The organism is Streptomyces sp. CA-181903 (assembly GCF_050937075.1).
Taxonomy (GTDB): domain Bacteria; phylum Actinomycetota; class Actinomycetes; order Streptomycetales; family Streptomycetaceae; genus Streptomyces.
The window spans coordinates 3286739-3313018 of sequence record NZ_JBNJLY010000001.1; the positions used below are offsets into that span (position 1 = coordinate 3286739).

At 73.9% G+C, this 26280-nt stretch carries 14 protein-coding genes and 4 pseudogenes; 5 read left to right on the top strand and 13 right to left on the bottom strand.

The features are described 5' to 3' along the window. Positions 1 to 1021: 1021 nt before the first annotated feature. A complete protein-coding gene (locus tag ACQEVS_RS14555; protein ID WP_433020355.1) occupies positions 1022 to 3496 on the bottom strand; it encodes a PQQ-binding-like beta-propeller repeat protein in 2475 nt (824 codons plus the stop codon). 269 nt (positions 3497 to 3765) lie between these two features. After that, positions 3766 to 4599, bottom strand: coding sequence for a VOC family protein (locus ACQEVS_RS14560; RefSeq protein ID WP_433020358.1), 834 nt, complete (start codon positions 4597 to 4599; stop codon positions 3766 to 3768). A 464-nt stretch (positions 4600 to 5063) separates the two neighbouring features. On the opposite strand from ACQEVS_RS14560, the gene ACQEVS_RS14565 reads away from it, so the two are divergent. Then, a complete protein-coding gene (locus ACQEVS_RS14565) occupies positions 5064 to 5711 on the top strand; it encodes a TetR family transcriptional regulator (RefSeq protein ID WP_433020361.1) in 648 nt (215 codons plus the stop codon). Between the two features lie 184 nt (positions 5712 to 5895). On the opposite strand, the gene ACQEVS_RS14570 is transcribed toward ACQEVS_RS14565, so the two are convergent. The 4 genes and pseudogenes from ACQEVS_RS14570 to ACQEVS_RS14585 all read right to left on the bottom strand — a co-directional run bounded on the left by ACQEVS_RS14570 (position 5896) and on the right by ACQEVS_RS14585 (position 12703). Next, positions 5896 to 7089 (bottom strand): hypothetical protein, encoded by a 1194-nt coding sequence (locus ACQEVS_RS14570; RefSeq protein ID WP_433020364.1) that lies wholly within the window; start codon positions 7087 to 7089, stop codon positions 5896 to 5898. Between the two features lie 475 nt (positions 7090 to 7564). After that, positions 7565 to 8082, bottom strand: a pseudogene (locus ACQEVS_RS14575) (ATP-binding protein). Between the two features lie 569 nt (positions 8083 to 8651). Next, positions 8652 to 11031, bottom strand: a pseudogene (locus tag ACQEVS_RS14580) (protein kinase). A gap of 316 nt (positions 11032 to 11347) precedes the next feature. Then, positions 11348 to 12703: a serine/threonine-protein kinase gene (locus ACQEVS_RS14585; protein ID WP_433020367.1), complete on the bottom strand. Its 1356-nt coding sequence runs from the start codon at positions 12701 to 12703 to the stop codon at positions 11348 to 11350. A 114-nt stretch (positions 12704 to 12817) separates the two neighbouring features. Here ACQEVS_RS14585 and ACQEVS_RS14590 point away from each other — a divergent pair, with 114 nt between their 5' ends. After that, a complete protein-coding gene (locus ACQEVS_RS14590; protein ID WP_433020370.1) occupies positions 12818 to 13966 on the top strand; it encodes a serine hydrolase domain-containing protein in 1149 nt (382 codons plus the stop codon). Between the two features lie 23 nt (positions 13967 to 13989). Here ACQEVS_RS14590 and ACQEVS_RS14595 read toward each other — a convergent pair whose 3' ends face one another. Next, positions 13990 to 15699, bottom strand: coding sequence for a glycerol-3-phosphate dehydrogenase/oxidase (locus ACQEVS_RS14595; RefSeq protein WP_433020373.1), 1710 nt, complete (start codon positions 15697 to 15699; stop codon positions 13990 to 13992). Positions 15700 to 16109: 410 nt separating this feature from the next. On the opposite strand from ACQEVS_RS14595, the pseudogene ACQEVS_RS14600 reads away from it, so the two are divergent. Beyond that, positions 16110 to 17377 (top strand): annotated as a pseudogene (locus tag ACQEVS_RS14600) (nucleotide sugar dehydrogenase). A 142-nt stretch (positions 17378 to 17519) separates the two neighbouring features. Here the strand turns inward: ACQEVS_RS14600 and ACQEVS_RS14605 are convergent. From ACQEVS_RS14605 to ACQEVS_RS14625, 5 genes and pseudogenes are all read right to left on the bottom strand, one after another. After that, positions 17520 to 18667: pseudogene (locus ACQEVS_RS14605) on the bottom strand (rod shape-determining protein). A 149-nt stretch (positions 18668 to 18816) separates the two neighbouring features. Further along, on the bottom strand, positions 18817 to 19944 hold the full coding sequence (locus ACQEVS_RS14610) for a GuaB3 family IMP dehydrogenase-related protein (protein WP_004955655.1): 1128 nt from the start codon (positions 19942 to 19944) through the stop codon (positions 18817 to 18819). Between the two features lie 152 nt (positions 19945 to 20096). Further along, complete coding sequence (guaB, locus tag ACQEVS_RS14615; RefSeq protein ID WP_433020378.1) at positions 20097 to 21599, bottom strand: IMP dehydrogenase; 1503 nt, start codon at positions 21597 to 21599, stop codon at positions 20097 to 20099. 188 nt (positions 21600 to 21787) lie between these two features. Next, positions 21788 to 22489, bottom strand: coding sequence for a sigma-70 family RNA polymerase sigma factor (locus tag ACQEVS_RS14620; RefSeq protein WP_433020381.1), 702 nt, complete (start codon positions 22487 to 22489; stop codon positions 21788 to 21790). Between the two features lie 473 nt (positions 22490 to 22962). Further along, positions 22963 to 23574, bottom strand: coding sequence for a response regulator transcription factor (locus ACQEVS_RS14625; RefSeq protein ID WP_003948568.1), 612 nt, complete (start codon positions 23572 to 23574; stop codon positions 22963 to 22965). Positions 23575 to 24017: 443 nt separating this feature from the next. Between ACQEVS_RS14625 and ACQEVS_RS14630 the strand changes: the two genes are divergently transcribed. Continuing rightward, on the top strand, positions 24018 to 24338 hold the full coding sequence (locus ACQEVS_RS14630) for a WhiB family transcriptional regulator (RefSeq protein WP_398272733.1): 321 nt from the start codon (positions 24018 to 24020) through the stop codon (positions 24336 to 24338). A gap of 160 nt (positions 24339 to 24498) precedes the next feature. Here ACQEVS_RS14630 and ACQEVS_RS14635 read toward each other — a convergent pair whose 3' ends face one another. Beyond that, on the bottom strand, positions 24499 to 25434 hold the full coding sequence (locus ACQEVS_RS14635) for a LysR family transcriptional regulator (protein WP_433020385.1): 936 nt from the start codon (positions 25432 to 25434) through the stop codon (positions 24499 to 24501). Positions 25435 to 25562: 128 nt separating this feature from the next. Between ACQEVS_RS14635 and ACQEVS_RS14640 the strand changes: the two genes are divergently transcribed. Next, positions 25563 to 26267, top strand: a complete 705-nt coding sequence (locus ACQEVS_RS14640; protein WP_433020388.1) for an MOSC domain-containing protein — start codon at positions 25563 to 25565, stop codon at positions 26265 to 26267. The last annotated feature ends 13 nt before the right edge of the window (positions 26268 to 26280 follow it).

A 26280-nucleotide genomic window follows, 5' to 3' on the forward strand; every position in this document is an offset into this window, starting at 1 on the left:
TCGGTGGCGCTCCTCAACAGTGCGGCGAGTTCATTGGCTTCCGTGCTCCTTCCCTTCGGACCTTCCTGCGGGCGCCCGGGCCTTCCCACCTTCCGCCTCCTTGGGGCGACTGTCCTGGGGCACATCTGCATTGTCCGTCAATCGAACACCGATGACATGCGGTTGAGCACATTCGTACTGGCGGACAAAAGCCTGTCCGGCGAGAGTCCTGTCCGGCCGTCCACCGACCGCAGAAAGGAGTCACGCCGTGCGGCATTCCGCAGCACACTTCCCGATCGGCGCCGCGGCCTTCACCATTCTGCTCACCCTCTGCTCGAGGGCGAGCGGAGGCCGGCGCCGTCGTCTCAGGACGCTGCGCCGGGCCCCCAGGTGGTTATGAACTGCACCGTACTACCGCGCAGTTGACATCGCCTTCCTATATTGGCCGGCGATCTTGCCTCTCGCGACGCGAGAATCCGGGCGCCGCTCACCGGCAGACCGAAAACCCCACGTGCTCGTCACTGCCGCTACCGCGTACGGCCTCGCACCGCACGGCATTCTTCGTCATCCTGTTCCACCGCATCATGCTGCCCCCGCTCCAGTTGCACGCCGGGCCCTGGCATCCCGCGTCCGCCCACACCGAAGTCGCCTGTCCGCGCAGGCGTGAGGAGGGGATGCGAGACGTCGGCCCGGAACCGATGACCAGTACCCCCATCATGAGGGCCACCACTGACATCGGTCCTCTCCATTAAGCCGAGCAGGAAGGAGTCCCATGGACCAAAGCCGTCACGGGACACGGTTTCACGGGGCATAACGATGAAGACCCCCGGAGAACACCGGTGCCGGGACGGCACGCCGGCACCATGCCCGGTTCATGCGGGCGCCCGGCACACCCTCGCTTCCCCGCGGCGTCGCCGGGCGCCCGGAGTACGGCAGTACCGCCGCGCCGTACCGGGTGGACCGACGGCGGGTGGGGCCGCCCCCATGGAAGGGCCGACCCCACCCGCCGATCCGTAAGCCGCGTGCCGGAGCGGCGCTCACCTCACCGCCGCGCCTGCCCCGTCCCCTTCGCCGCGTCCAGGGCGTAGACGCAGCGGTCCTTGCTGCAGGCGTAGACCACGCCACCGGACGCCAGGGGGGTGCCGGTGATCTCGCCGCCGGTGGCGAGTTTCCAGCGGAGTTGGCCGCCGGTGGCGTCGAGGGCGTAGAGGCAGTGGTCGGCGGAGCCGAAGTGGACGCGGCCGTCGGCGACGACGGGGGAGCCGACGATGTCGCCGCCGGCGGCGAAGCGCCAGCGGGGGGTGCCGGTGACGGCGTCGAGGGTGTAGAGGGCGCCGCCGCTGCCGAGGTGGACGAGGCCGTTGGAGACGAGGACGGGCTCGGTGGACTGGCGGGCCTCGGTGGCGATGCGCCAGCGCTCCTGGCCGCCGGCGGCGTCGAGGGCGTAGACGGTGCCGAGGTAGTCGGCCGCGTAGACGCCGCCGTTGCCGACGGCGGGCGGGCTGAGGAAGACCGCGGGGGCCTCGAAGCGCCAGCGGACGTCGCCGCGGGCGGTGTCGACGGCGAGCAGGCGGGTGCCGGCGGCGACGTAGACGACGCCGTCGGGGGCGACGTGCAGCCGGACGGGGACGCCGCCGCAGGAGCCGGTGTCGCCGACGGGGTAGCTCCAGCGCTCGGTGCCGGAGCGGGCGTCGAGGGCGCGCAGCCGGGCGTCGGACCAGAGGAAGACCGTGCCGTCCTGGACGACCGGACCGCAGTCGGGGGTCTCGAAGTCGGTCTGGAGGCCGGAGGTCTCCCAGAGGAGTTCGCCGGTGGCCGCCTCCCATGCCTGGGCGCCGCCGCCGCGGGTGCCGGTGACGACCGTGCCCCGGTCGACGCCGAGCGAGTACACCCAACCGTCGGTGGACAGCCGCCAGCGCTCGCCGCCGTCGGCGGCGTCGAGGGCGTAGAGCGTCGGGCCGTCGGAGGCGTGTATGCGGCCGTCGGCGACGGACATGGCCCAGGCGACGTCGCGCGTCTTGAACTGCCGCCGCCCGCTGGCCACATCGAGCGCGTGCACCTCGAAGGAGGTGACGTACACCAGGTCGCCGGCGACGACGGGCGTGCCCCAGACGTCGTTGGACATCCGGAACCGCCACGGCCGCCAACGGGCCGGGTCCACCGTGGCGTTGGGGACCGGGTCGGGTGCCGCGGGGGCCGCGGTGCCGCCGGGCGGGCGGACCCAGCCGGTGGCGGTGCCGGCCGCCGAGGGCGCGTACGGCTCGCGGGCGTCGGCGACGCGCGGTCCGGGGCCGATCGGCAGCTGCGCGCCGGAGAGCCGTACCGAGCCGTCGTCGGCGTAGGCGGGCGCGGGCGCGGCGGCGTGCCGGCCCTGCGCCGGGGCCGGGACGGGCGCGGAGACGGGGACGGGAACGGGCGCGGGGGCCACGGCCGACGCCCCGCGCGGGTCGGGCGCCCCGGCGGGCCGCCCGTGCTGCGGGCCCGTCGCCCGGGCGTCGCTCCAGCTCGGCGGCTGGGCGGCGCGGGACGGGTCGTACGGGGGCTCGGCCGGCGGCCGGGCCGGGGGCGGCGGGACGGCGGAACGGCCGGAGCGCCCCCGGGCGGGGGGCGCGGCGGGCCGCTGTCCGGCGCGGCGGCGCTCGATGAGCGAGACGGCGTCGGGCGGCAGCCAGGCGGACGCCGTGCCGCTGTCGTCGCCCCCGCCGGAGGCGAAGAGGTGCGGGCCGAGCTGGGCCTGGAGGTCGGCCGGGCTGGGCCGGTGCTCGGCCGCCATCTGCATGCAGGAGTCGATGAGCGGGCGCAGCTCGTCGGGCAGGCCGGAGAGGTCCGGGCCCTCCCGGAGCAGCATGAAGACCGTCTCGACCGGGTTCGCGCCGTGGAAGGGGGCGTGGCCGGTGGCGGCGAAGACGAGGGTGGAGCCGAGCGAGAAGACGTCGCTGGCGCCGGTGACGCTGCGCGAGTCCCTGGCCTGTTCGGGGGACATGTACGCGGGCGTGCCGACGGCCACGTTGGTCATGGTCAGCCGGGTGTTGGAGACGCCGGAGGCGATGCCGAAGTCGATGACGCGCGGCCCGTCCTCGACCACCAGCACGTTGGACGGCTTGAGGTCGCGGTGGACGAGCCCGGCGCCGTGGATGGACTGGAGCGCCTCCGCGATGCCGGCCGCCAGCCAGCGCACCGCCTGGGCCGGGAGCGGCCCGCACTCGTTGATGATCTCTTCCAGGGAGGGCGCGGGGACGTACGCGGTGGCCAGCCAGGGCACGGCGGCGCGCGGGTCGGCGTCCACGACGGCGGCCGTGTAGAAGCCGCTGACCGCCCGGGCCGCTTCCACCTCACGGGTGAAGCGGACGCGGAAGAGCTGGTCCTCGGCCAGTTCCGTACGGACCGTCTTGATCGCGACCCGTCGGCCCGACGCCGAGCGGGCGAGATAGACCAGTCCCATGCCGCCGGCCCCGAGCCGGCCGAGCACCTCGAACGGGCCGATCCGTCTCGGGTCGTGCTGTGTGAGCTGCTCCAACTGGCCTGCCACCTCCCCGTGGGGGCTCGAAAGGATTGTTCCGGCCCCGTGCAGCGTCTCACCGCGAATTATCCCGGGGTACGCCCTCTGATTCTCCCTGGCCGGGGCGGTGGTGGCGAACCCGGGTCGTGCTTCGGCGTGTCCATGCCGAAAGCGGAAGTTCCGCCCCCGCGCCGTCGGCCTTTCCCATCCGTCACAGGGGACCGGGAAGCCTCTCCACACACAGCAGCACCAGGCGTTTCGGGCAGCTCACGGCCCCACCCGGCCCCTCAGTCCTCGCCCGCCCGCGCCGGATCGACGACCGCGAAGTCCGCCCCCTGATCGTCGGTCAGCACGGCGAACCGCCCGTACGCCGAGTCCCGCGCCTCACGCCGGATGCGGCCGCCCAGCCGCCGGGCCGCGCGGCACGCCTCGTCGCAGTCGGCGACGACGAAGTAGACGAGGAAGTGGGCCGGCATCGCCGCCGGGAAGGACGCCTCGTCCATGACGGCCCGCCCGCCGACCGCGTGCTCCGGCGCGAGCGGCTCCCCGGCGGGCGTCCAGACGGCGTAGTCGAACCCGGCAGCCTCCCCTGACTCTCCTGACTCCCCCGACTCCCCCAGGTCGTGTGCCGTGAGCCCGAAGACCCGCTCGTAGAAGGCGTCGACGGCCGCCGGCGCCCGCGTGTACACCTCCGCCCAGCCGTACGCGCCGGGGGCGCCGCGCTTGCCGAACCCCCGGTGCGCGGCGGCCTGCCAGACGCCGAACACGGCCCCGCCCGGGTCCGCGGCGAGCAGCAGCGTGCCGTACCCACCCGCCCGGGACGGCCCGGTGACGACCTGTCCGCCCTCCGCCCGGATCCGCTCGGCGGTGGCCTCGGCGTCGGGCGAGGAGAAGTAGACGCACCAGGCCGTGGGCATCCGCCCGTCCGGCTTGGGCGCGAGGGCCGCGACCTCCGCGCCCTCGTGCAAGGCCCGCGCGTACGGCCCCGCCTCCGGGTCTCCCTCCTCGAAGGTCCAGCCGAAGAGCCCGCCGTAGAAGCGCTTGCCCGCCTCGACGTCGGGCAGGGTCACGTCCGCCCAGCACGGCGTGGTCCGCGGGGCTCCGTCCGTAGCTGCGCCCATGGCGCCCGCTCCCTTCCTTCCGCACCGCACCGGTCCGGCCCGCGCGGGCCGGCCGGCCGCGCGGGGTGTCGCACCGGCCACGGTAGCGACGGACGCCCGGTCCCGCGCGGCCGCCGCCGGGAGCCGGTACACGGCACACCTGGCCCGCGCCCGCGCCCCCGTACGGACGAGCCGGTCCCGCCGACGTGGCCACCGGACGGGCCCGTACGGCCCCGGCACCACCCCCGTCACCACCCCTGGCGTCGGCCCGGCCCGGCCTCCCGGGCGGCCCCCGCCACCCCTCGCCCGAAGGCCGGATCCACGACTTGTCGATAAGACAATTCACCGGTACGGGCCAATCCGCGACCGCCCGTTAATTGGCCCCGGAAACGCCCCTGACCTGCTTATCCACCCCTATTCACACCCCCGCCCCCATTTGCATGCGACCGAATCGCGCTCCGATCACCCCTCGGTAAGCTGACGGCATGACAGGACAAGTACGCACCGTCGACGGCCGGGTGGCCGGCCGCCGAGGACAGGCGACGCGACAGAAGCTGCTCGACTGCCTCGGAGAAATGCTCAGCTCCTCCCCCTACCGCGACGTCAAGGTCATCGACGTCGCCCGGCGGGCCGGCACCTCGCCCGCGACCTTCTACCAGTACTTCCCGGACGTCGAGGGCGCCGTTCTGGAACTCGCCGAGGAAGTGGCGCGGGAAGGGACGGGTCTCAGGGAACTCGTGGCCGGCCGTTCCTGGGCGGGCAAGGCGGGCCGGCAGGCCGCCGAGGAATTGGTGGACGGATTCCTCGCCTTCTGGCGGCGGAACGACGCGATCCTGCGCGTGATCGACCTGGGCGCGGCCGAGGGGGACAAGCGGTTCGCCAAGATCCGTATGCGGATCCTCAACGCCGTGACCGACTCCCTCACCGAATCCGTGAAGGATCTCCAGGCCAAGAACAAGGTGGACAAGGACGTCAGCGCCGCCGCCGTGGCCGGCTCGCTGGTCGTGATGCTGGCGGGCGTCGCCTCCCATCAGAAGGGCTTCCAGGGCTGGGGCGTCAAGCAGGCCGACCTCAAGCCCAACCTGGCGCTCCTGGTGCACCTGGGCATCACCGGCAAGAAGCCCGCGCGGTAACCGCACGGCGCACACCCGTCCTGTCAGCAACGGCGGCGGGTCACCGGGGCACGGCCAGCCCGCCCGGTGACCCGCCGTTCGCGCGTCCGAGGGCCGGTCACGGCCCGGACCCCACGGGCCCGCGGCCGAGCGCCCGCGCCCACGCGCCCACGCGCCCGCCCCCACCCCGCGAAGCCGCGCGTCCTCAGCCCTTGGTCCCGTGCATCTTCTTCAGCATGTAGCGCTTGCCCGATCCCTGCTTGCCGATCTCGTGGAAGATCCGCGGCTCCTTCGCCGTGCCGGCGACGCTCCAGTTCTTCTCGTACCGCCCGCAGCCGTCGATCTTCAGCCCGACCCCGACGACCGCCCCGCTCTCCTTGACCGGGGTCCAGCTGCCGGAGCCGTTGCAGTCCTGGATCCGGTCGTGGCCCATGCCGTCCCAGTCGAACGTGTCGAGCCCGTCGGCGACCGCGCTGCCGTCCTCCTTCAGCCGGACGGTGCCGCCCCGGCCGTCGTTCCAGACGCCGGCGATGTCGGAGCGGCGCAGCTTCGGCGGCTCGTAGACGGTGGCGAGCCCGGTCCCGTACGCGGTCGCGCCGATCGCGCCGACGAGCAGCCAGGCGAGGACGCCGTCCCTGGCCACCCGGCGGGCCACGCTCCCCGGGCGGTCCTCCCGCACCCGGCGGGCGGCGCGGCGTGCCGCGAGGGCGGGCGGCAGCAGGCCGACGGTGAGGGCGCCCCACCAGATCAGGTACTTGAGGGGGTGGGCCGGCGCGAGGGCGCCGAGCGCCGCCACGGCACCGAAGACGATCACCAGCGCGGCGGCCACCGCCGGCACCGCGCCGACCGTCCACCAGCGGCCCTCGGGCCGGCCTGCGCGCGCGGCGGCGCGGCGGGAGAGCTCCAGCGCGGGCATCACGGCCGCCGCCGTCACGAACCCGCTGAGCAGCACGATGAGCAGCAGCGCGCCGAGCGCCACGGCGACGGCGAGGGCGGGGGCGGTGGGCAGCCCCTGGTGCTCCCGCGACAGCAGGACGAGCACGCCGACGCTGGCCGCGACGACGACCTCGGCGCAGAGCGCGGCCATCGAGGCGCAGAACGCGGCGCCGAAACCGTCCGGGTGGCGGGGCGCGCGCGCCCGGCCGGACGCGTCCTTCCGCTCCGCGCGGTCCGACGGTTCCTTCAGCTCGGTGCGGTCCGACGAACCCTCCGGCTCGGTGCGGTCCGACGAGCCCTCCGGCTCCGCGCGGTCCGACGAACCCTTCCGCTCCGTCCGGTCCGATGCATCCGGCCGCTCCGCGCGCTCCCGGCCTCCGGCGTCGTCCACCCCGGCGGAGTCGTCGGGTGCGGCCGCCGGCGCCTCGTCCGGTATCGCGCCCGGCTCAGCTTGCTGTGTCATATCCGCCCCTCTCTCCAAGAATGATTCCCTCAGAGGCCAAGAGGTTCCCTGGCAAAGGGTCGTTACCGCGAAATGCCCGTTTTGCTCCGAGTGCCGGCCCGAGCCCCGGCGGCCGCCTCACCCCGAGGCGGCCGGGAAGCCGTTCCACCGAGAAGGACCGCACCGGCCCCCACTCGGACGGCAATCGCCCCGAATCTGTGACGCGGTTCACCCCTGGAGGTTTCGACGGACGGATACGGGCCATCCGCGAGACGAGCCGGCGGCGGCGCCTCGATGCGCACCCCGAGCACGGCACCGCACGCCGCCGCCGCCCAGCTCCGGCGCCTGAGCCCTGTCGTCGCGCCGGACCGCGACCCGTACTCGCCAAGTCGTCCGGGGTCACCTGGGCGTCTCGACGTCCCCTCGCAACGAATCGCTTCATCCAAGGGTGATCAGGTGAACACTTCCCGTCAACACCTGGTCTGGACTTTGCCTCCTACGCCCCATTTGTGAGGGCGTGTTGTGGCTCGAAAGCACCGTTCCAGCGGGGCGGCGTCCGCGTCGGGACGGGACTCCGGTCGATCTCGCACCAGATGCGCTTGCCCGAACCCTCCTGCTGCCAGCCCCAGCGGTCGGCCAGTCCGTCCACCAACTCCAGGCCCCGGCCGCCCGTGTCGTCACCCCTGGCACACCGCCGGCGCGGCGGCCGGGCGCTGATGTCCGCGACCTCGACGCGAACCGTGCCGGCGCCGCAGCCCCCGCCGCGAGACCCGCGACGCCCGGGACTCCCGGGGCGCCGGGGACCCCCGGGAAGAACATCCGCAGCACGGCCGGACAGCCCGTGTGCACCACGGCGTTGGTCACCAGCTCGGAGATCAGCAGGATCAGCGTCTCGGCCAGCGGCTCGTCGAGCCCTATCCCGGACTTCGCCAGCCGCGACCGCGCCCATCTGCGGGCCCGCCCCACCTCCGCGGGGTCGACCCCGACCTCCATCTGCATTTGAAGCACCTGCACCGCTCACACCATCCGAACCGGCGGACACAACGCCTCGCGTCTCCAGGGAATCACGCAGTGTGACCCCCCTCCCGTACAGCATGGTTGACCCACAGTTACCCCAACAACCACTTCAGGGATATTCCGGCGCAAAGAAGTATCTGCGCCACACGGCGTGCGAAGCACACCACGCGAACTCGAACACGGGGGAATCGCGACCTCCATGCCGATACGAGCACGGACATTCCAGGGAGAGTACCCGAGGCGAACCCTACTCCGATGCGTGACGAGTTCCACGGAGAACACAACTCGATATCAACACAGCGTGATCATTCCGAACGCGCCACCCGGGTATTTCCCGTTCCCGATTACGGTGTGCATTTCCGTCGCTCAGAATTTCGCCCGAGCGAATTTCCGGACCGTTACCACCCGTGTTCGGCCTACGGGCCCTTCCGGACGCGACAACGCCCCCGACGGCCGGATCACCGCGGCTCCCGGCGTTCGATTCCCCCGCCTTCCGTGCCCGACGTCGCACCCCTATGCGACACGCAGACGCAAATCCTGTGCACGCAGGGCGAGATGACGCTATGTCAGCCAGCGCCCGCCCGATACGTGGCGGTCGCCTGGTCGAAGAAGCCGTCCACCGAGCGCTGCCCGTCCATCGGCCCCAGCACCTGGATCACGTGGTAGCGCCCGTCGAGGATGACCGCCGAGTTGCGGACGTACACCTGGCGCCCGCTGTCGTCGTTCCAGTTGAACGTCCCCTCGGCGCCGGCCGTCCGGCCCACGTCCACCCGCCGCAGCCCGGAGGAGGCGGACCAGGAGGACGACCGGAAGGCGGCGAGCTCCGGTTCCTTCTCCTCCTGGTAGGCCATCGGATCGGCCCCGAACTCGGACACCTTGTCCCGTCCCGGCACCACGATGAGCTCGAAGTCCCCGTCCGCGTAGACGACCTGGCCGCGCTCGTTGTCGCCCCGGCGCTGCCACTCCCGGGCCACGGCGACGGTGAACCCCTTGGGGTCGCGGCGCAGGGTGAAGCCCCTGGCCACGCCGCCGGTTTCGGCGGTCGCCTGGTCCTCCCGGGGCGCGCCCGAGCGGCCGGCCGCGCCACCGGGCGCCGGGGCCGCGCTCAGCGCGTCGGCCGTCCGCCGCGTGCCCTGCCCGGCGCCCGCGCTCTCCGAGGCGCGCGGCATGAACAGCAGCGCGTAGAGGACCGCGCCGATGAGCAGCAGCAGGACGGCCCCCAACAGGAGCCGGCCGAGCCGGTGGGCGGGCGGGGCCGCGTAGACGTGCTGCTCCTGGAGGTGTCCCGTGGCGGCGACGCCGCCGGGCACCTGTGGTCTGCCGCGGTCGGCCCGCTTGTGCCGGCCGTGCGCCGCGGGCGCGGCGGCCCCGCGTCCCCGGCGGCGGCGCACCAGTTCGCCGCGGCGGCGGACGATGGGCAGCCGGCCGCCGCTCCTGCCGGCGGGCGCCGCCGCCGGATCGCCGGGCAGGGGCGGCGGCACGGTGACCGTACGGCTGCCGACGTCCGGCTCGGGGGCGGACCGGATCAGGGACCGCAGCCAGCCGCGCAGCTCCTCGAAGTCCGGCCGCTCCTCCGGGTCCTTGCGCATCAGGGACTCGACGACCGGGCGCAGGGCGCCGCACTCCTCGGCGTAGGCCGGGGGTTCGGAGCAGACGATCCGGACGAGCTCGGCGGCGCTCTCCTCGGGGTACGGCGCGTGGCCCTGCACCGCGCGGAACAGCAGGGCGCCCAGCGCCCAGAGGTCGGCGGCCGGGCCGACGGGCGGGGCCAGCTGCCAGTCCTCCCGCACCGGCCACGCCTGTTCGGGCGCCCAGCGCTCGGTGACCGGCCCCACGACGAGCATCCGCGCCTGCCGGGCCCGCTCGGCGGCGAGCGCCCCGGCGGAGCCGGCCGGCCTCCCCCACGAGGAAGGGGCCGTGGCACCGGCGGACGGCGGGGTCTCGCCCGCCCCTTCGGCAGGCGCGGCGGATTCCGGCGCCGCGCCGCCCACCAGCGCGTCGGCGCTCCAGGGCGCGGTGGTGCCGGGGCCGGGGCGGTGCCGCTGGCGGCGCTGCCGCCGCCCCAGGTGGAGGCGCTCGTCGGGGGCCGCCCGGCGCGGGCGGCCGCGAGGGTGCCCGCCCGGTACGCGGCGATGGCGTCGGCGCGCGGACCGCGCCGGGCGCCGTGCGGGACGGGCCGCCCGTCACCGGGGGCCCGCCACCCCCGGGCGCGCCCCTCGTGGATCCGCCGCCGGGCTCCGTGGCACCGGCCCCCGGGCCCGTACCGCCGCCCGTGCCGGTACGGCCGGTTCCGGCCCCCGGGCCCCCGCTCTCGTCCGCCCCCGAGTCCCCCGCGGGCACCGGGTCGTAGCCGCAGAGCGCCTCCTCCGCCGCGCCCGCCGCCAGGCCGGTCAGGACGGCCCGGCCGTCCTCGCAGATGAGGACCGTGCGGGTGGTGATGTTCCGGTGGGTCCAGCCCTGGGCGTGCAGGGCGCGCAGGGCCGTGAGCACGTCGGCGGCGACCTCGGCCGCCCGGTGCGGGGAGAGGGTGCGCTCGGCGAGTACGGCGGCGAGCGGGCGGGCCGGGACGAGTTCGCTGACGATCCAGAGGCTGCCCGCCTCGGCGAAGACGTGGAAGACCTGGTCGAGGCGGGGGTGGTCGGGGATCCGGGCGGCGGCCGTCGCGGCGTCCAGCGCGCGGCGCACCGCCGGGTCCGAGGCCCCGGCGACCGTCCGGCCGGGCTGCCGGCCCGGCCCGGTCTTGCCCGTGCCCGGCCGCGCGGGCGGCACGGGCCCGCCCTCGACGAGCTCCGCTTCGACCACCTCCGGCAGCGGGATCTGCCGGACCAGCACCTCTTGGCCGCTGTACGTGTCGAACGCGCGCGTCTCGACCAGCTCGAACGCGTCGGACGGAGGCAGCGGAAGGCGGTACCGGTCGGCGAGCACCCGGCCCGCATAGTCGTCCACGACGCCTCCCCAAAGCGCGCGATCCCTGCACCCGACGCCCGATCCGGCCGCTGCCGAGGGGCACTTGGCGGTGCCGCGCGGCTGCGTTCCGTCCCCGGCCCTTCACGATACGTGCCGAACGCGCCGCGGCGGGCGCGTACCGCTCAGATCGTCGGACCTGATGAACCCCACCGAACGCCCGCTGCCCATCCGGCTGTTCGGGCTCCGTACACAACACCGGTCACCGGTCCGGACCTTCCCGCCCCAGCCCGCCGTTCACCCCGGCGCCGGCGGCGGTCACAGGCCCGCTCCCCACCAGAGGCGGGACGCCGGCTTCCTACTTCTGGACGGCGAGGGCGATGACCGTCCCGATGACCGCCAGGAGGACCACCGCCACCACCAGGAGCAGCACGCGCTTCTGCACCGGGGGACGCATCCGCACCAGCGTCTCGGTGTAGGCGCCGCCCGTCGGTTCCGGCTCGGTGCGTGCCGTGGCCGCGGAGCCGGAGGGCGTCGCGTCGCGCAGCGGCCGGAAGGCGCTGCCGGACGTCTCGCCGCTCCCCTGGGCCCTTCCGGCGCCTCTGGGACCCCGGGAACCCGCCGCGCCCGGGGAACCCAAGCCCCCGCCGGACCGCTCGGTGGACGCGGAGGACGCCGAGGCGGTGGCGGGCTTCCGCGCCGCCTTCCCCGACGCGGGCCGCTCGGGCCGCGCCGTCCGCTCGGTCCGCTCGCCGCCGGCGGCACCGCCGGCCCTGTCGGCGCCCTTCGCCGGCGTGGGCCCGGCGAGGCCCTTGGGGACGGCGATGGCCTGCGTGGCGTCCGTGGCCGGCGTCCGGGCGGGCAGCCGCTCGTCGGGCGCGTTGACCGCCTCCGTCAGCAGCGCCCGCGCGCCCGCCTCGTCCAGCCGCTTCTGCGGGTCCTTGGCGAGCAGCCCGTACATGACACCCTCCAGCGGACCCGCGTTCTTCGGCGGGCCCAGCGGCTCGGTCATGACGGCGGTCAGGGTGGCGATGGCCGACCCCTTGTCGTACGGCGGGGCGCCCTCGACGGCCGCGTAGAGCAGGCCGCCCAGCGACCACAGGTCGGCCGGCGGGCCGGGCTTCTGGCCGCGCGCCCGCTCCGGGGATATGTACGAGGGGGCGCCGACGAGCATGCCCGTCGAGGTGACGGAGGGGTCGCCCTCGACCTGGGCGATGCCGAAGTCGGTGAGGACGACGCGGCCGTCGTCGGCGATGAGCACGTTGGACGGCTTCACGTCGCGGTGCAGGATGCCCTGGAGGTGCGCCGCGCGCAGCACGTCGAGGACGGCCAGGCCGACCTCGGCGGCGCGCCGCCACTTCAGCGGCCCGTCCTCGCGGATGACGTCGGCGAGCGAGCGGCCCTCGATGAGCTCCATGACGATCCAGGGGCGGTCGTCCTCGTGCACCACGTCGAAGACGGTGACGGCGCCGGCGCTGCGGATCCGGGCGATCGCCTTGGCCTCGCGGAGGGTGCGGGTGATGAGGCGGCGCTTCTCGTCCTCGTCGATGTTGGCGGGGAAGCGCAGTTCCTTGACGGCGACGACGCGTCCCAGCGTCTCGTCGGTGGCCCGCCAGACCGTGCCCATGCCACCCCGGCCGAGCACGTCGCCGAGGCGGTAGCGCCCGGCGAGGAGGCGCCCGGTCGTGCCCTGCGTCTGCTCCGCGTCCGACATGCGTCCCCTCTGGCATTCAGCTCTGCGACCAACCGACCCCGGCCGAGGGACCATTGTCTCTCATCCGCCGACCAGAGGAAGGCCAGGGTCCGGGCGACCATGGATGATGAGCGCATGCCGACGCGCAGTGCCTTCTCGCGCCTCACGGCGGCCATGACCGCGCTGTGCTGCACCGTCACGGCCCTGACGACGGCGTGCGATGGCGACCCTGCCCGCTCCCCTGTACAGGACATCGTTGCACGAGGACCGGTTCCCGGCGCCGCCGAGCTGTCACAAGATGCTCACGGTGTCTCCCGGTTCACCACCGCCGGGGTGGCGGACCTGCGCACCGGACGGCGCATCCGCCGCACGGACCGCTTCCGGGCCGGCAGCATCACCAAGACCGTCGTCGCGACGGTCGTCCTCCAACTGGCGGCCGAGGGGCGGCTGCGGCTGGACGCCCCGGTCGCCGGGCTGCTGCCGCGCCCGGCCGCGGCCTGGCTGCGCCGGGCGGGAAGCCGGGCGGAAAGCAGCACAGGAAACGGACGGAACGTCACGATCCGCCAACTCCTCACCCATACCAGTGGTCTGTACTCCTATACGGACGACGCGGCGTTGCTCCGCTCCTCCTTCGGCGCGGGGTTCGCCGGTCACCGTTTCGAGACGCACCCGCCCGAGGCATTGGTACGGACCGCCCTCGGCCACCGCCCGTACGCCCCGCCCGGCGCCCGCTACCACTACTCGAACACCGACTACGTACTCCTCGGTATGGCCATCCGTCAGGTGACGGGCCGTTCCTACGCCACCGAGGTACGCAGCCGCGTCATCCGGCGGCTCGGCCTCACCGGCACCAGCCTGCCCGGCACCCGCGTCACCCTGCCCGAGCCGCACGGCCGCGCCTACTCCCCCACGCCCCGGGGCGGACCGGCGGACGTCACCGACCTCAACCCGTCGGTCGCGGGCGCGGCGGGCGAGCTCGTCTCCACCCTCCCGGACCTCGACCGCTTCCTCGCCGCCCTGCTGAGCGGCGAGCTCCTCCCCGCCGGCGCCCTCCGCCTGATGCGCGACACGGGCGCCTCGCGCGGCCGGTACGGCATGGGCCTCTTCCCGGTGCGCCTGCCGTGCGGGGTGACGCTGTGGGGGCACAACGGCGAGATCAACGGCTCGTACGCGGGCATGATGGGGACGGCGGACGGGCGGCACGTCCTCACCTACCGGGCCAACTCGGACGCGGGCGTGGACGCGGCGGCGGAGGAGCGCCTGCTGAGCGCGGAGTTCTGCTGACGGACGCGCCCGCCCGCACCCGCTCACGCCAGCGGCTGGATCTCCGGCGCCCCCAGCCGCGCCGCGTCCGCCGTCCGGTCGTCGGGCTGGAGCTGCGACTCCCGTTCCGCCTCCACCCGCTTCTCGTAGTGCGCGATCTCCTTCTCCACCTGCTCCACGTCCCAGCCCAGCACCGGCGCCATCAGCTCGGCCGCCTCCCGGGCGCACCGCGTGCCCCGGTCGAAGGTCTCGATGGAGATGCGGGTGCGCCGGGTGAGGACGTCGTCGAGGTGACGGGCGCCCTCGTGGGACGCGGCGTAGACGACCTCGGCGCGCAGGTAGTCCTCGGCGCCGCCGAGCGGCCGGCCGAGGGAGGGGTCGGCGGTCACCAGGTCGAGGACCTCGCCGACCAGCGAGCCGTACCGGTTGAGCAGGTGCTCGACCCGGGCGACGTGCAGACCCGTGCGCCGGGCCAGTTGCGCGCGGCCGTTCCACAGCGCCCGGTAGCCCTCGGCGCCGGCGAGCGGCACGTCCTCGGTGACGCAGTCGGCGACCTTCTCCGCGAGCCCGTGCACCGCCTCGTCCACCGCGTCCTTGGCCATCACCCGGTAGGTGGTGTACTTCCCGCCCGCCACCACGACCAGCCCCGGCACGGGGTGCGCCACGGTGTGCTCGCGGGACAGCTTGCTGGTCGCGTCCGACTCCCCGGCCAGCAGCGGGCGCAGCCCGGCGTAGACGCCCTGCACGTCGTCCCGGGTGAGGGGGACGGCGAGCACCGAGTTGACGTGCTCCAGCAGGTAGTCGATGTCGGCGCTGGACGCGGCGGGGTGGGCCTTGTCGAGGTCCCAGTCGGTGTCCGTGGTGCCGATGATCCAGTGGCGTCCCCAGGGGATGACGAAGAGGACGCTCTTCTCGGTGCGCAGGATGAGCCCGGTGGTGGAGTGGATGCGGTCCTTGGGGACGACGAGATGGATGCCCTTGGACGCCCGGACGTGGAACTGCCCGCGCTCGGCGATGAGCTGCTGCGTGTCATCCGTCCACACCCCGGTCGCGTTGACGACCTGCCGGGCCCGCACCTCGTACTCGCCGCCCTGCTCCAGGTCGCGCACCCGCGCCCCGACGACCCGTTCGCCCTCGCGCAGGAAGCCCACGACCCGCGCCCGGTTGGCGACGGCGGCGCCGTACGCGGCGGCGGTACGCACCAGGGTGGTGACGTAGCGGGCGTCGTCCATCTGGGCGTCGTAGTACTGGAGGGCGCCGACCAGGGCGTCCTTGCGCAGGCAGGGCGCCACGCGCAGGGCGTGCTTCCGGGTGAGGTGCCGGTGGACGGGTAGCCCGCGGCCGTGGCCGGAGGAGACGGACATCGCGTCGTAGAGCGCCACGCCGGAGCCCGCGTAGAGCCGCTCCCAGCCGCGGTGCTGGAGCGGATAGAGGAACGGCACGGGCTTGACGAGGTGCGGGGCGAGCCGCTGGAGCAGCAGACCGCGTTCCTTGAGCGCCTCGCGCACGAGGGCGAAGTCGAGCATCTCCAGATAGCGCAGGCCGCCGTGGATGAGCTTGCTGGACCGGCTGGAGGTGCCGGCGGCCCAGTCCCGGGCCTCGACCAGCCCGGTGGCCAGGCCGCGCGTGGCGGCGTCCAGCGCGGTGCCCGCGCCGACGACGCCGGCGCCGACCACCAGGATGTCGAGTTCCCGTTCCGCCATCCGGGCGAGTGCCTCGCCGCGCTCGGCCGGCCCGAGTGTCGCTGTCCTCACCGCTGCCTCCCGCTGCCGCGTCCGCTGCGTGTGCTCTGTCCTGCCGGGCGCCCGTCGGGTCCCGCACCGGGCGCCACCGGCCCGTACGCCGGTCGTGCGCCGAACCGTACGCCCGTCCCGCGGGCGGCCCACCGGCGCCACCTCCGATGCTGCACCAGATCCGGCGCCCCGGCTGTGCCGGATACCCGGACGGGCCCGACTCACCCCACGTCACGCCGGGCTCTTGACCCGCCTCCCGCCACAGCCGTGACACGAACGGCCGACGCCCGGCGCGACAATGCCCGGAATATGTCGTATATCCCCTTAACCTGATCTACGACATCGTCCTACGTCATCCGACATTCGGGGATCGGTCCGGCGTCCCCGCCCGCAGGACCCCACGGCTCCTCACCGGGAAGGACCGCTCGCACATGCCCGCAGATCTCGCCGTCATCGGCCTCGGCCACCTCGGCCTACCGCTCGCCCAGGCCGCCACCGCCGCCTCCCTGGTCACCATCGGCTACGACCCCGACCCGCACACCGTCACCGAACTGCGCGCCGGCCGGCCGCCCGCCGAGGACGGCGGCACCCTCACCGCCGCCGAGCTCCGCCGGATGCTGGCCGCCGGCTTCCGCGCCACGACGGAGGACGCCGAGCTCGGCCGGGTGCGCACGGCCGTCATCTGCGCCCCCACCCGGCTCGGCGAGAACCGGGCGCTGGACCTCGGGGCCGTCGAGGACGCCGCCCGCGCCCTCGCGGCCCGGCTCCGGCCGCACACCACCGTCCTCCTGGAGTCCGCGGTCCACCCGGGCGCCACCGAGGACGTCGTGCGCCCCCTGCTGGAAGCGGGCTCCGGCCTGCGCGCCGGCCGCGACTTCCACCTCGCCTACTGCCCCGGCCGCGCCGACCCCGGCAACCGGGACCGCGGCGTCGCCCGCGTCCCCAAGGTCGTCGGCGGCCTGACCCCCGCCTGCACCGAGGCCGCCGCCGCCTTCTACGGCCGCTTCTGCGAGAAGATCGTCCGCGCCCGGGGCCCCGCGAAGCCGAGACCGTCCGCATGTGGGAGACCAACTACCGGCACGTCAACATCGCGTTCGCCAACGAGATGGCCGTCTTCTGCCACGACATCGGCGTCGACCTCTGGGACGTCGTCCGCTGCGCCGAGACCAAACCCTTCGGCTTCCAGGCGTTCCGCCCCGGCCCCGGCGTCGGCGGCCACGGCACCCCCGTCGACCCCAACTACCTCTCCTACCAAGGCCGCAGCCTCGGCTACCCGCTCCGCATGGTCGAACTGGCGCAGGAGGTCAACGGCCGCATGCCGCGCTACGTCACCCAGCGCTGCGCCGCCCTCCTCAACGAACACGGCAAGTCCGCCCGCGGCGCCCGCGTCCTCCTCCTCGGCGTCGGCTACAAGGCCGACATCGGCGACCAGGAGGGCTCCCCCGCCCGCGAGATCGCCTGCCGCCTGATGGAACTCGGCGCGCAGATCGGCTTCCACGACCCGTACGTGCCGCAGTGGCGGGTCATGGGACGGCCGGTGCCCCGGGTGGACTGCCTGTACGAGGCGGCGGCCGCGGCCGACCTCACGGTGCTCCTCCAGCACCACCGGACGTACGACTTGCAGGGCTTGGCCGTGAAGGCGCAGCTCCTGCTGGACACGCGGGGCGCGAGCCCGGCGGGGGCGGCGCACCGGCTGTGAAACCGCGCTGCGCGCGGTTGTCCTCAAACGCCGGACGGGCTGATCACCCAGCCCGTCCGGCGTTTGAGGACAGCGCCCGCAGGGCGCTTCGGGGGTGCGGGGGCGCAGCCCCTGCAAGAAACGGGAAGGGGCGGGGCTGGGGCTACAACCGCCCGCTGGCGGGCAACCGCGGCTGAGCGTCGAGCAGAGTCCGCAACTTGGCGAAATCCTCGACACACCGCCCCGTCCCGACAGCGACGCAGTCAAGCGGCTCATCCGCGACCAGGACCGGAATATCGAGCTCCCGACTCAACCGCACATCCAGCCCCCGCAACAACGCACCCCCACCCGTCAGCACGATCCCCGGTCCATGATGTCCCCCGACAACTCCGGCGGCGTCTCGTCCAGCGTCTGCCGCACCGCCATCACGATCGCGTCCACCGGCTCGCTCAGCGCGTGCCGGATCTCGTCGGCGGTCAGCTCCAGCGTCTTCGGGAGACCGCTCACCTGGTCCCGCCCCCGGATGGCGAACCGGTCGGGGGGCAGCAGCCCCTGCGTCTCCTCGGGGTCGCCGCCCCCGTCGGCCTCCGGGTGCTTCTCCAACTGCCGCGCGACGGCCGCGAGTCCGGCGGCCGTCCACTTCCCGGTGGGCGCCGCGGAGCCGATGCTCAGCTTGATCTCCTCGGCGGTGCGCTCACCGATCGCGAGCGCGTACTCCTTCTTCACATAGGAGATGATCGCCGCGTCCATCGCGTCGCCGGCCGTCCGCACGGACCGCGCGGTGACGATGCCGCCCAGGGAGATCACGGCGACCTCGGTCGTGCCGCCGCCGATGTCGACGACCATGCAGCCGGTGGGCTCGCTGACCGGCAGGCCCGCGCCGATCGCCGCCGCCATGGGCTCCTCGACGAGGTGCACGGCGCGCGCCCCGGCCTGGGAGGCGGCCTCGATGACGGCCCGGCGCTCCACGCCCGTGATGCCCGACGGCACGCACACCACGACCCGCGGCCGGGAGAACCGCCGGTTCCCGGTGACCTTCTTGATGAAGTGCCGCAGCATCCGCTCGGCTACCTCGAAGTCGGCTATGACGCCGTCGCGCATCGGGCGGATGGCCACGATGTTCGACGGGGTGCGGCCGATGGTCTCCTTCGCCTCGGAACCCACGGACAGCACACTGCCGTCATCAGCGTTGACGGCCACGACCGAAGGCTCGTTGAGCACCACTCCCTTCCCCCGCACGTACACCAGCGTGTTGGCGGTGCCGAGGTCGATGCCCATGTCCCTGCCGCTGAACGACTTACTTTGCGCCATAAGTCGCCAGTATTCACCATCACCGAACCTTTATACGGAGTTGACGGCGGAGACCGGCCGCCCGACCGGCCGCCCGGAAGGCCCGGAAGACGCCGAAGGGCCCGGCCGCCGAAACGGCCCGGGCCCTCCTGCCGCGAAAAGACGGAGCGTCAGCGGTTGTCGTGCTGCGACGGCGCGACCGTCACCTCGACCCGCTGGAACTCCTTGAGCTCGCTGTAGCCCGTGGTCGCCATCGCCCGGCGCAGCGCGCCGAAGAAGTTCATCGACCCGTCGGGGGTGTGCGAGGGGCCGAGGAGGATCTCCTCGGTGGTGCCCACGGCGCCCAGGTTCATCCGCTTGCCGCGCGGCACGTCCTCGTGGACGGCCTCCATGCCCCAGTGGTGGCCGCGGCCCGGCGCGTCGGTGGCGCGGGCGAGCGGGGAGCCCATCATCACGGCGTCGGCGCCGCAGGCGATGGCCTTGGGCAGGTCGCCGGACCAGCCCACGCCGCCGTCGGCGATGACGTGCACGTAACGGCCGCCGGACTCGTCCATGTAGTCGCGGCGGGCGGCGGCCACGTCGGCGACCGCGGTCGCCATCGGGACCTGGATGCCCAGCACGTTGCGGGTGGTGTGCGCGGCGCCGCCGCCGAAGCCGACGAGGACGCCGGCCGCGCCGGTGCGCATCAGGTGCAGGGCGGCGGTGTACGTGGCGCAGCCGCCGACGATCACCGGCACGTCGAGCTCGTAGATGAACTGCTTGAGGTTCAGCGGCTCGGCGGCGCCGGAGACGTGCTCGGCGGAGACGGTGGTGCCGCGGATGACGAAGATGTCCACACCGGCGTCGACGACGGCCTTCGAGAACTGCGCGGTGCGCTGCGGGGAGAGCGCGGCGGCGGTCACGACACCGGAGTCGCGGACCTCCTTGATGCGCTGCCCGATCAGCTCTTCCTTGATCGGCGCGGCGTAGATCTCCTGCATGCGCTTGGTGGCGGCGTGCTCGTCCAGCTCGGCGATCTCCGCGAGCAGCGGCTCCGGGTCCTCGTACCGGGTCCACAGGCCCTCGAGGTTGAGCACGCCGAGGCCGCCCAGCTCACCGATGCGGATGGCCGTCTCGGGGGAGACGACGGAGTCCATCGGCGCGGCCAGGAACGGCAGCTCGAACCGGTAGGCGTCGATCTGCCAGGCGATCGAGACCTCCTTCGGGTCACGGGTGCGCCGGCTGGGGACGACGGCGATGTCGTCGAACGCGTACGCCCGGCGCCCGCGCTTGCCGCGCCCGATCTCGATCTCAGTCACGTGTGTGGCCTTTCCTTCTACGACTGCCGCACTCCAGTATCACCGACGCGGCCGACTCGGCCCGTACGGCGTCCGGGGGTGCGGGGGCGGAGCCCCCGCAGGAAACGGGAAGGGGCGGGGCGGGGACAGAACCCCACCCCGCCCCCACGGGTTCACCGCCGCGAGTAGTTCGGCGCCTCGACCGTCATCTGGATGTCGTGCGGGTGGCTCTCCTTGAGCCCCGCCGAGGTGATCCGCACGAAGGTGCCCTTGTCCTTGAGCTCCTGCACATTGGCGGATCCCACATACCCCATGGACGCCCGGAGTCCACCGATCAGCTGGTGGGCGACGGAGGACAGCGGACCGCGGTAGGGCACCTGGCCCTCGATGCCCTCGGGGACCAGCTTGTCCTCGGAGAGGACGTTGTCCTGGAAGTAGCGGTCCTTGGAGAAGGACTTCGCCTGGCCGCGCGACTGCATGGCGCCGAGCGAGCCCATGCCCCGGTAGGACTTGAACTGCTTGCCGTTGATGAAGACCATCTCGCCCGGCGACTCCTCGCAGCCCGCGAGCAGCGAGCCGAGCATCACCGTGTCGGCACCGGCGGCGATGGCCTTGGCGATGTCGCCGGAGTACTGCAGGCCGCCGTCGCCGATAAGCGGGACGCCCGCCGCGTGGCACGCCTGCGCGGCCTCGTAGATGGCGGTGACCTGCGGGACGCCGATGCCGGCGACCACGCGGGTGGTGCAGATCGAGCCGGGGCCGACGCCGACCTTGACGCCGTCCACACCGGCGTCGATCAGCGCCTGGGCGCCGTCGCGGGTGGCGACGTTGCCGCCGACGACGTCCACGCTGATGTTGGACTTCACCTTGGCGATCATGTCGAGGATGCCGCGGCTGTGCCCGTGGGCGCTGTCGACGACGAGGAAGTCCGCGCCGGCCTCGACGAGCGCCTGGGCCCGCTCGTACGCCTCGGCGCCGACGCCGACCGCCGCGCCGACGACCAGCCGGCCCTCGGCGTCCTTGGCGGCGTTGGGGTACTGCTCGGCCTTGACGAAGTCCTTGACCGTGATGAGGCCCTTGAGCACACCGGCGTCGTCCACCAGCGGCAGCTTCTCGATCTTGTGACGGCGGAGCAGCTCCATGGCGTCCTCGCCGGAGATGCCGACCTTGCCGGTGACCAGCGGCATCGGCGTCATGACCTCGCGCACGGCCCGGCTGCGGTCCGTCTCGAAGGCCATGTCGCGGTTGGTGACGATGCCGAGCAGCTTGCCCGCCGGGTCGGTGACCGGCACACCGCTGATGCGGAAGCGGGCGCACAGCGCGTCGGCCTCGGCCAGGGTGGCGTCCGGGCGGACGGTGATCGGGTCGGTCACCATGCCGGACTCGGAGCGCTTGACCAGGTCGACCTGGTTGGCCTGGTCCTCGATGGACAGGTTCCGGTGGAGCACGCCCGCGCCGCCCTGGCGGGCCATGGCGATGGCCATCCGGGCCTCGGTGACCTTGTCCATGGCGGCGGAGAGCAGCGGGATGTTCACCCGGACGTTGCGGGAGACGCGGGAGGAGGTGTCGACCGCGTTCGGCAGCACCTCGGAGGCGCCCGGCAGCAGCAGGACGTCGTCGTAGGTCAGACCGAGCATCGCGAACTTCGCGGGCATCCCGGCGGCGTGGTCAGTCATGACACCTTCCCAAATACAGAGTTCGGCGGGCGGGCCGGGCGGGGCCGTCACCACCGGCGGCTGTCGCCGCGGGACCCGGAACCCCCTTGCCTCAGCGAGGACTCCCATGCTAACGGCCACCGAAGGTGTCCCATTCCACGATCGGTGAGGATCGCGTCACTTGGATTTTCCTACCAAGGGCCGGTGCCTCACTGCTCGGCGAGCGCCCGCAGCCTGCTCAGCGCCCGGTGCTGCGCGACCCGGACCGCGCCCGGCGACATGCCCAGCATCTGCCCGGTCTCCTCCGCGGTCAGACCCACGGCGACCCGGAGCAGCACCAGCTCGCGCTGGTTCTCCGGGAGGTTGGCGAGCAGCTTCTTGGCCCACTCCGCGTCGCTGCTGAGCAGCGCCCGCTCCTCGGGACCGAGGGAGTCGTCGGGCTGCTCGGGCATCTCGTCGGAGGGGACGGCCGTGCTCCCGGGGTGGCGCATGGCCGCCCGCTGGAGGTCGGCGACCTTGTGCGCGGCGATGGCCACGACGAACGCCTCGAAGGGCCGGCCGGTGTCCCGGTAGCGGGGCAGCGCGCAGAGCACGGCGAGACAGACCTCCTGGGCGAGGTCGTCCACAAAGTGCCGGGCGTCGCCGGGCAGCCGCGACAGCCGGGTGCGGCAGTAGCGCAGCGCCAGCGGGTGCACCAGGGCGAGCAGGTCGTGGGTGGCGCGCCGGTCGCCCTCGACGGCCCGGGTGACGAGGGCGCCGATCTCGCCCGGCCCCGCCGCCGCTCCGGACGACGCCGTACCGGCGGGCGTTCCCGAGGGTGCGCCGGCGGCCGGGCCCGCGCCGGGGCCCGTCGGGGGTGCTGCGGCCGGACCCGTGGCGAGGAACGGCCCCGGGGTCTCGTCGTCGCGCATCGGTCCATGGTGCCTGGGTGTCCGACGATCCACGGCACCGCCTTCATAGTTGTGCGTCGAACCGTTACGCGTCGGTGTCCTCGCACTCACGTCTCGCGTCGCCCCCTTCCGGGTATACCCGCCCCGCGCCCACGACTCCGCCGATAGCTTGGGCCCGTGCCGTATGACGTCCGGCCGTACGACAACGGGCTGCGCCTGTCCGTCATGAGGTCTCTTCTGGCCGAGCGAGAAGAGCCGGCCTCTGGCGGGGAGGAGTCACACCTCAAGGATGCGGCATCCGTCGGGCTTTCGGCGCCGGGCGTCGGCGCCGCGGGGTCGCCGTGCGCGTCACCCGGCACCGCGCCGGTCCCGGAACGCCCGTCCGCGCGGTGTCCGTCCGGTCCTCTCGGCTACGGCCCCGCCGACACCGGCCGTCGTCGCCCGAGGTGTGACCACGCGCCGCGACCGCGCGGCGCCGCGTACCCGCTCCGCCGCTAGCGGACCAGGCCCCAGCGGAAGCCGAGCGCCACGGCGTGCGCCCGGTCGGAGGCGCCCAGCTTCTTGAACAGCCGCCGGGCGTGCGTCTTCACGGTGTCCTCGGAGAGGAAGAGCTCGCGGCCGATCTCGGCGTTCGACCGCCCGTGGCTCATGCCCTCCAGCACCTGGATCTCCCGGGCGGTGAGGGTGGGCGCCGCGCCCATCTCGGCCGAGCGCAGCCGGCGGGGGGCGAGCCGCCAGGTGGGGTCGGCGAGCGCCTGGGTCACCGTGGCCCGCAGCTCGGCGCGCGAGGCGTCCTTGTGCAGGTAGCCGCGGGCGCCGGCGGCGACCGCGAGCGCCACCCCGTCCAGGTCCTCGGCGACCGTGAGCATGATGATCCGGGCGCCCGGGTCGGCGGAGAGCAGCCGGCGCACCGTCTCGACGCCGCCCAGTCCGGGCATGCGTACGTCCATCAGAATGAGGTCCGAACGATCGGCGCCCCAGCGGCGGAGGACTTCCTCGCCGTTGGCCGCCGTCGTCACGCGCTCGACGCCGGGCACGGTCGCCACCGCACGCCGGAGCGCCTCTCGGGCAAGCGGGGAGTCGTCGCAGACGAGGACGGATGTCATGGCCGTCCTCCGCAGCTGATGCGCGTCACCTTGAGCCTCCAGGCTGGTACTGATCGTCACCTGCGCGATTGGCGAGACGCCTGCTGAGCAGACCACCGCGGACCATCTCGGACACCTGCCCGACCGCTGCATTCGCCAACCGCCTCCGCACTCTCAACGACGGTCACCCGAAAGAGTTACGGGCTTGGTCGGCCGTGTTCGGCACTCTACGTGAGGGCCCGGATACGGAGCAGGGCGCACGGGGGCGCTCGTCAGATCGTTCGAGTCGTGCCCCATTTGCCCGCTTGGAGCCGTTTTTCTTCACATTCGTGGACAACTGTGGCTAGATTCGCAATGAGTCATATTTTCATCTGCTCATAGGGATCCTGACGGGCCCGCCGGTTCCACCGCGGTCCCACCACCGTCGCATCGATGCGCTTCGATCCGTTTCGAGGGGACACGCAATGGCAGATTTCTCCCGGCTCCCCGGCCCCAACGCCGACCTGTGGGACTGGCAGCTGCTGGCCGCCTGCCGCGGCGTCGACAGCTCGCTGTTCTTCCACCCGGAGGGTGAGCGCGGCGCCGCCCGCAGCGCCCGCGAGGCCTCGGCGAAAGAGGTCTGCATGCGCTGCCCGGTGCGCGCGGAGTGCGCGGCGCACGCGCTGGCGGTCCGGGAACCCTACGGGGTGTGGGGCGGACTCACCGAGGACGAACGCGAGGAACTCATGGGCCGGGCGCGACAGCGGCCGGTGCCGGCGGGCGGCACGAGTCCGATGAGCGCGTGAGGCCGGCGGGGCGGCCGAACGGACACCCTCCGGAACCACCCGGCTCCCGGAGCCCCCAGGGGCACCGGCCGCCCCGTGGCGGAGGGTGAGGCATGCCCCCGTCCGGTCACGCAGCGTGTTCGGCCCGCGGAGCCCCGGGACCGCGCCCGCCGGCCCGCGCTCAGCGGCGCGCCGCCGCCGCCAGCCGGTCGAGCATCTCCGCGACGGCCGGCACCCGCGCCAGGTCGGGCAGCGTCAGGGCCACGATCTCCCGCTCCACGGCCGGCTCCACCGGCACCGTCCTGGCGCCCCGGTGGCGTACCGACTCCACCGCGAGCTCCGGCATCACGGCCACCCCGAGACCGGCGCCGACCAGACCGAAGACCGCCGGGTAGTCGTCGGTCGCGAAGTCGATCCGCGGGGTGAAGCCCGCGTTCTCGCAGATCTCCACCAGGTGCCGGCGGCAGCGCGGGCAGCCCGCGATCCACGGCTCGCCGGCGAACTCGTCGATGCCGATCCGCTCCGCGTCCGCCAGCGGGTGTCCCTCGGGGACCACGCCGACGAGCCGGTCGGTGAGCAGCGGCCGGACGACGAGGTCGTCCTTGCCCCAGCCCCCGTCGGCCTCCGCGTCCGCGCCGGCCGGAGAGCCCGGGCCGCGCGTCTCGGGGTAGCGGAAGGCCAGCGCGATCTCGCAGTCGCCGGCCCGCAGCATCTCCACCGAGCGCGGCGGCTCGGCCTCCTCCAGGGAGATCTGGATGCCGGGGCGGGCGGCGCGCATCCCGGCGAGGGCGGTGGGGACCAGCGTCGAGCTGCCGCTGGGGAAGGAGACGAGCCGCACCCGGCCGGCGCGCAGCCCGGCGATGGCGGCGATCTCCTCCTCGGCCGCGGTGAGCCCGGCGAGGATGCCGGCGGCGTGCCGGACGAGCGCCCGGCCCGCCTCGGTGAGGCGCGTCTCCCGGCCGGTGCGGACGAGCAGCGGAGTGCCCGCGGACTGCTCCAGGGCCTTCATCTGCTGGCTGACGGCCGGCTGGGTGCAGCCCAGCTCACGGGCGGCGGCGGAGAACGAACCGGTGGTGGCCACGGCGCGCAGCACGCGCAGGTGGCGGGCCTCGATCATAGAAAAAGCATAAGCGGCGCTTGGAGGAGACCGGAAATACCGTTTAGGGCCTTTGGGGCGGCCGGGAGGTGGACGGGTGCGGCGGCCGGGGCGGCCGTGGGCCGGCGCCCACCGCCTAACCTCGTCGGATGCGCATCCTCTCCGTCAACGTCGGCCGTCCCCGGACCGCCGCCGACCGCTCCCTGCCGGGCAGCGCCTTCGCGGCCGGCCTCGCCTCCGGCATCGACAAGCGGCCCGTGCCCGGACCGGTGGCGGTGGCCGCGCCCGGACCCAAGGGCGCGGCCGGCAGCGGGCTCGCCGGTGACGCGGTCGTCTCGTGGAAGCACCACGGCGGGAACGACCAGGCGGTGTACGCCTTCGCCCGGGAGGACCTCGACCGCTGGGAGCGGGAGTTGGGCCGGACGCTGCCGGACGGGTCGTTCGGCGAGAACCTCACCACGTCCGGGGTGGACGTGAGCGGCGCCCGGATCGGGGAGCGGTGGCGGGTCGGCGACCGGCTGCTGCTGGAGGTCACCTCGCCGCGTATCCCGTGCCGGACGTTCGCGGACTGGCTGGGCGAGCGGGGCTGGATGCGGCGGTTCACGGAGGAGGCCGCCCCGGGCGCGTACCTGCGGGTGCTCGAACCGGGGGAGGTCCGTGCGGGTGATCCCGTCACCGTCGTCCACCGCCCCGGTCACGAGGTCAGCGTCGCCTTCGCCTTCCGCGCCCGGACGACCGAACGGGCGCTGCTGCCCCGCGTTCTGGCGGCCGGCGACGGGTTGCACCCCGACCTGCGGGCGAAGGCCGAGCGGTACGTGGCGTCGCCACCGGCCGCCGAGGAGGTACCGGCCTGACGGAGGGCAAGCC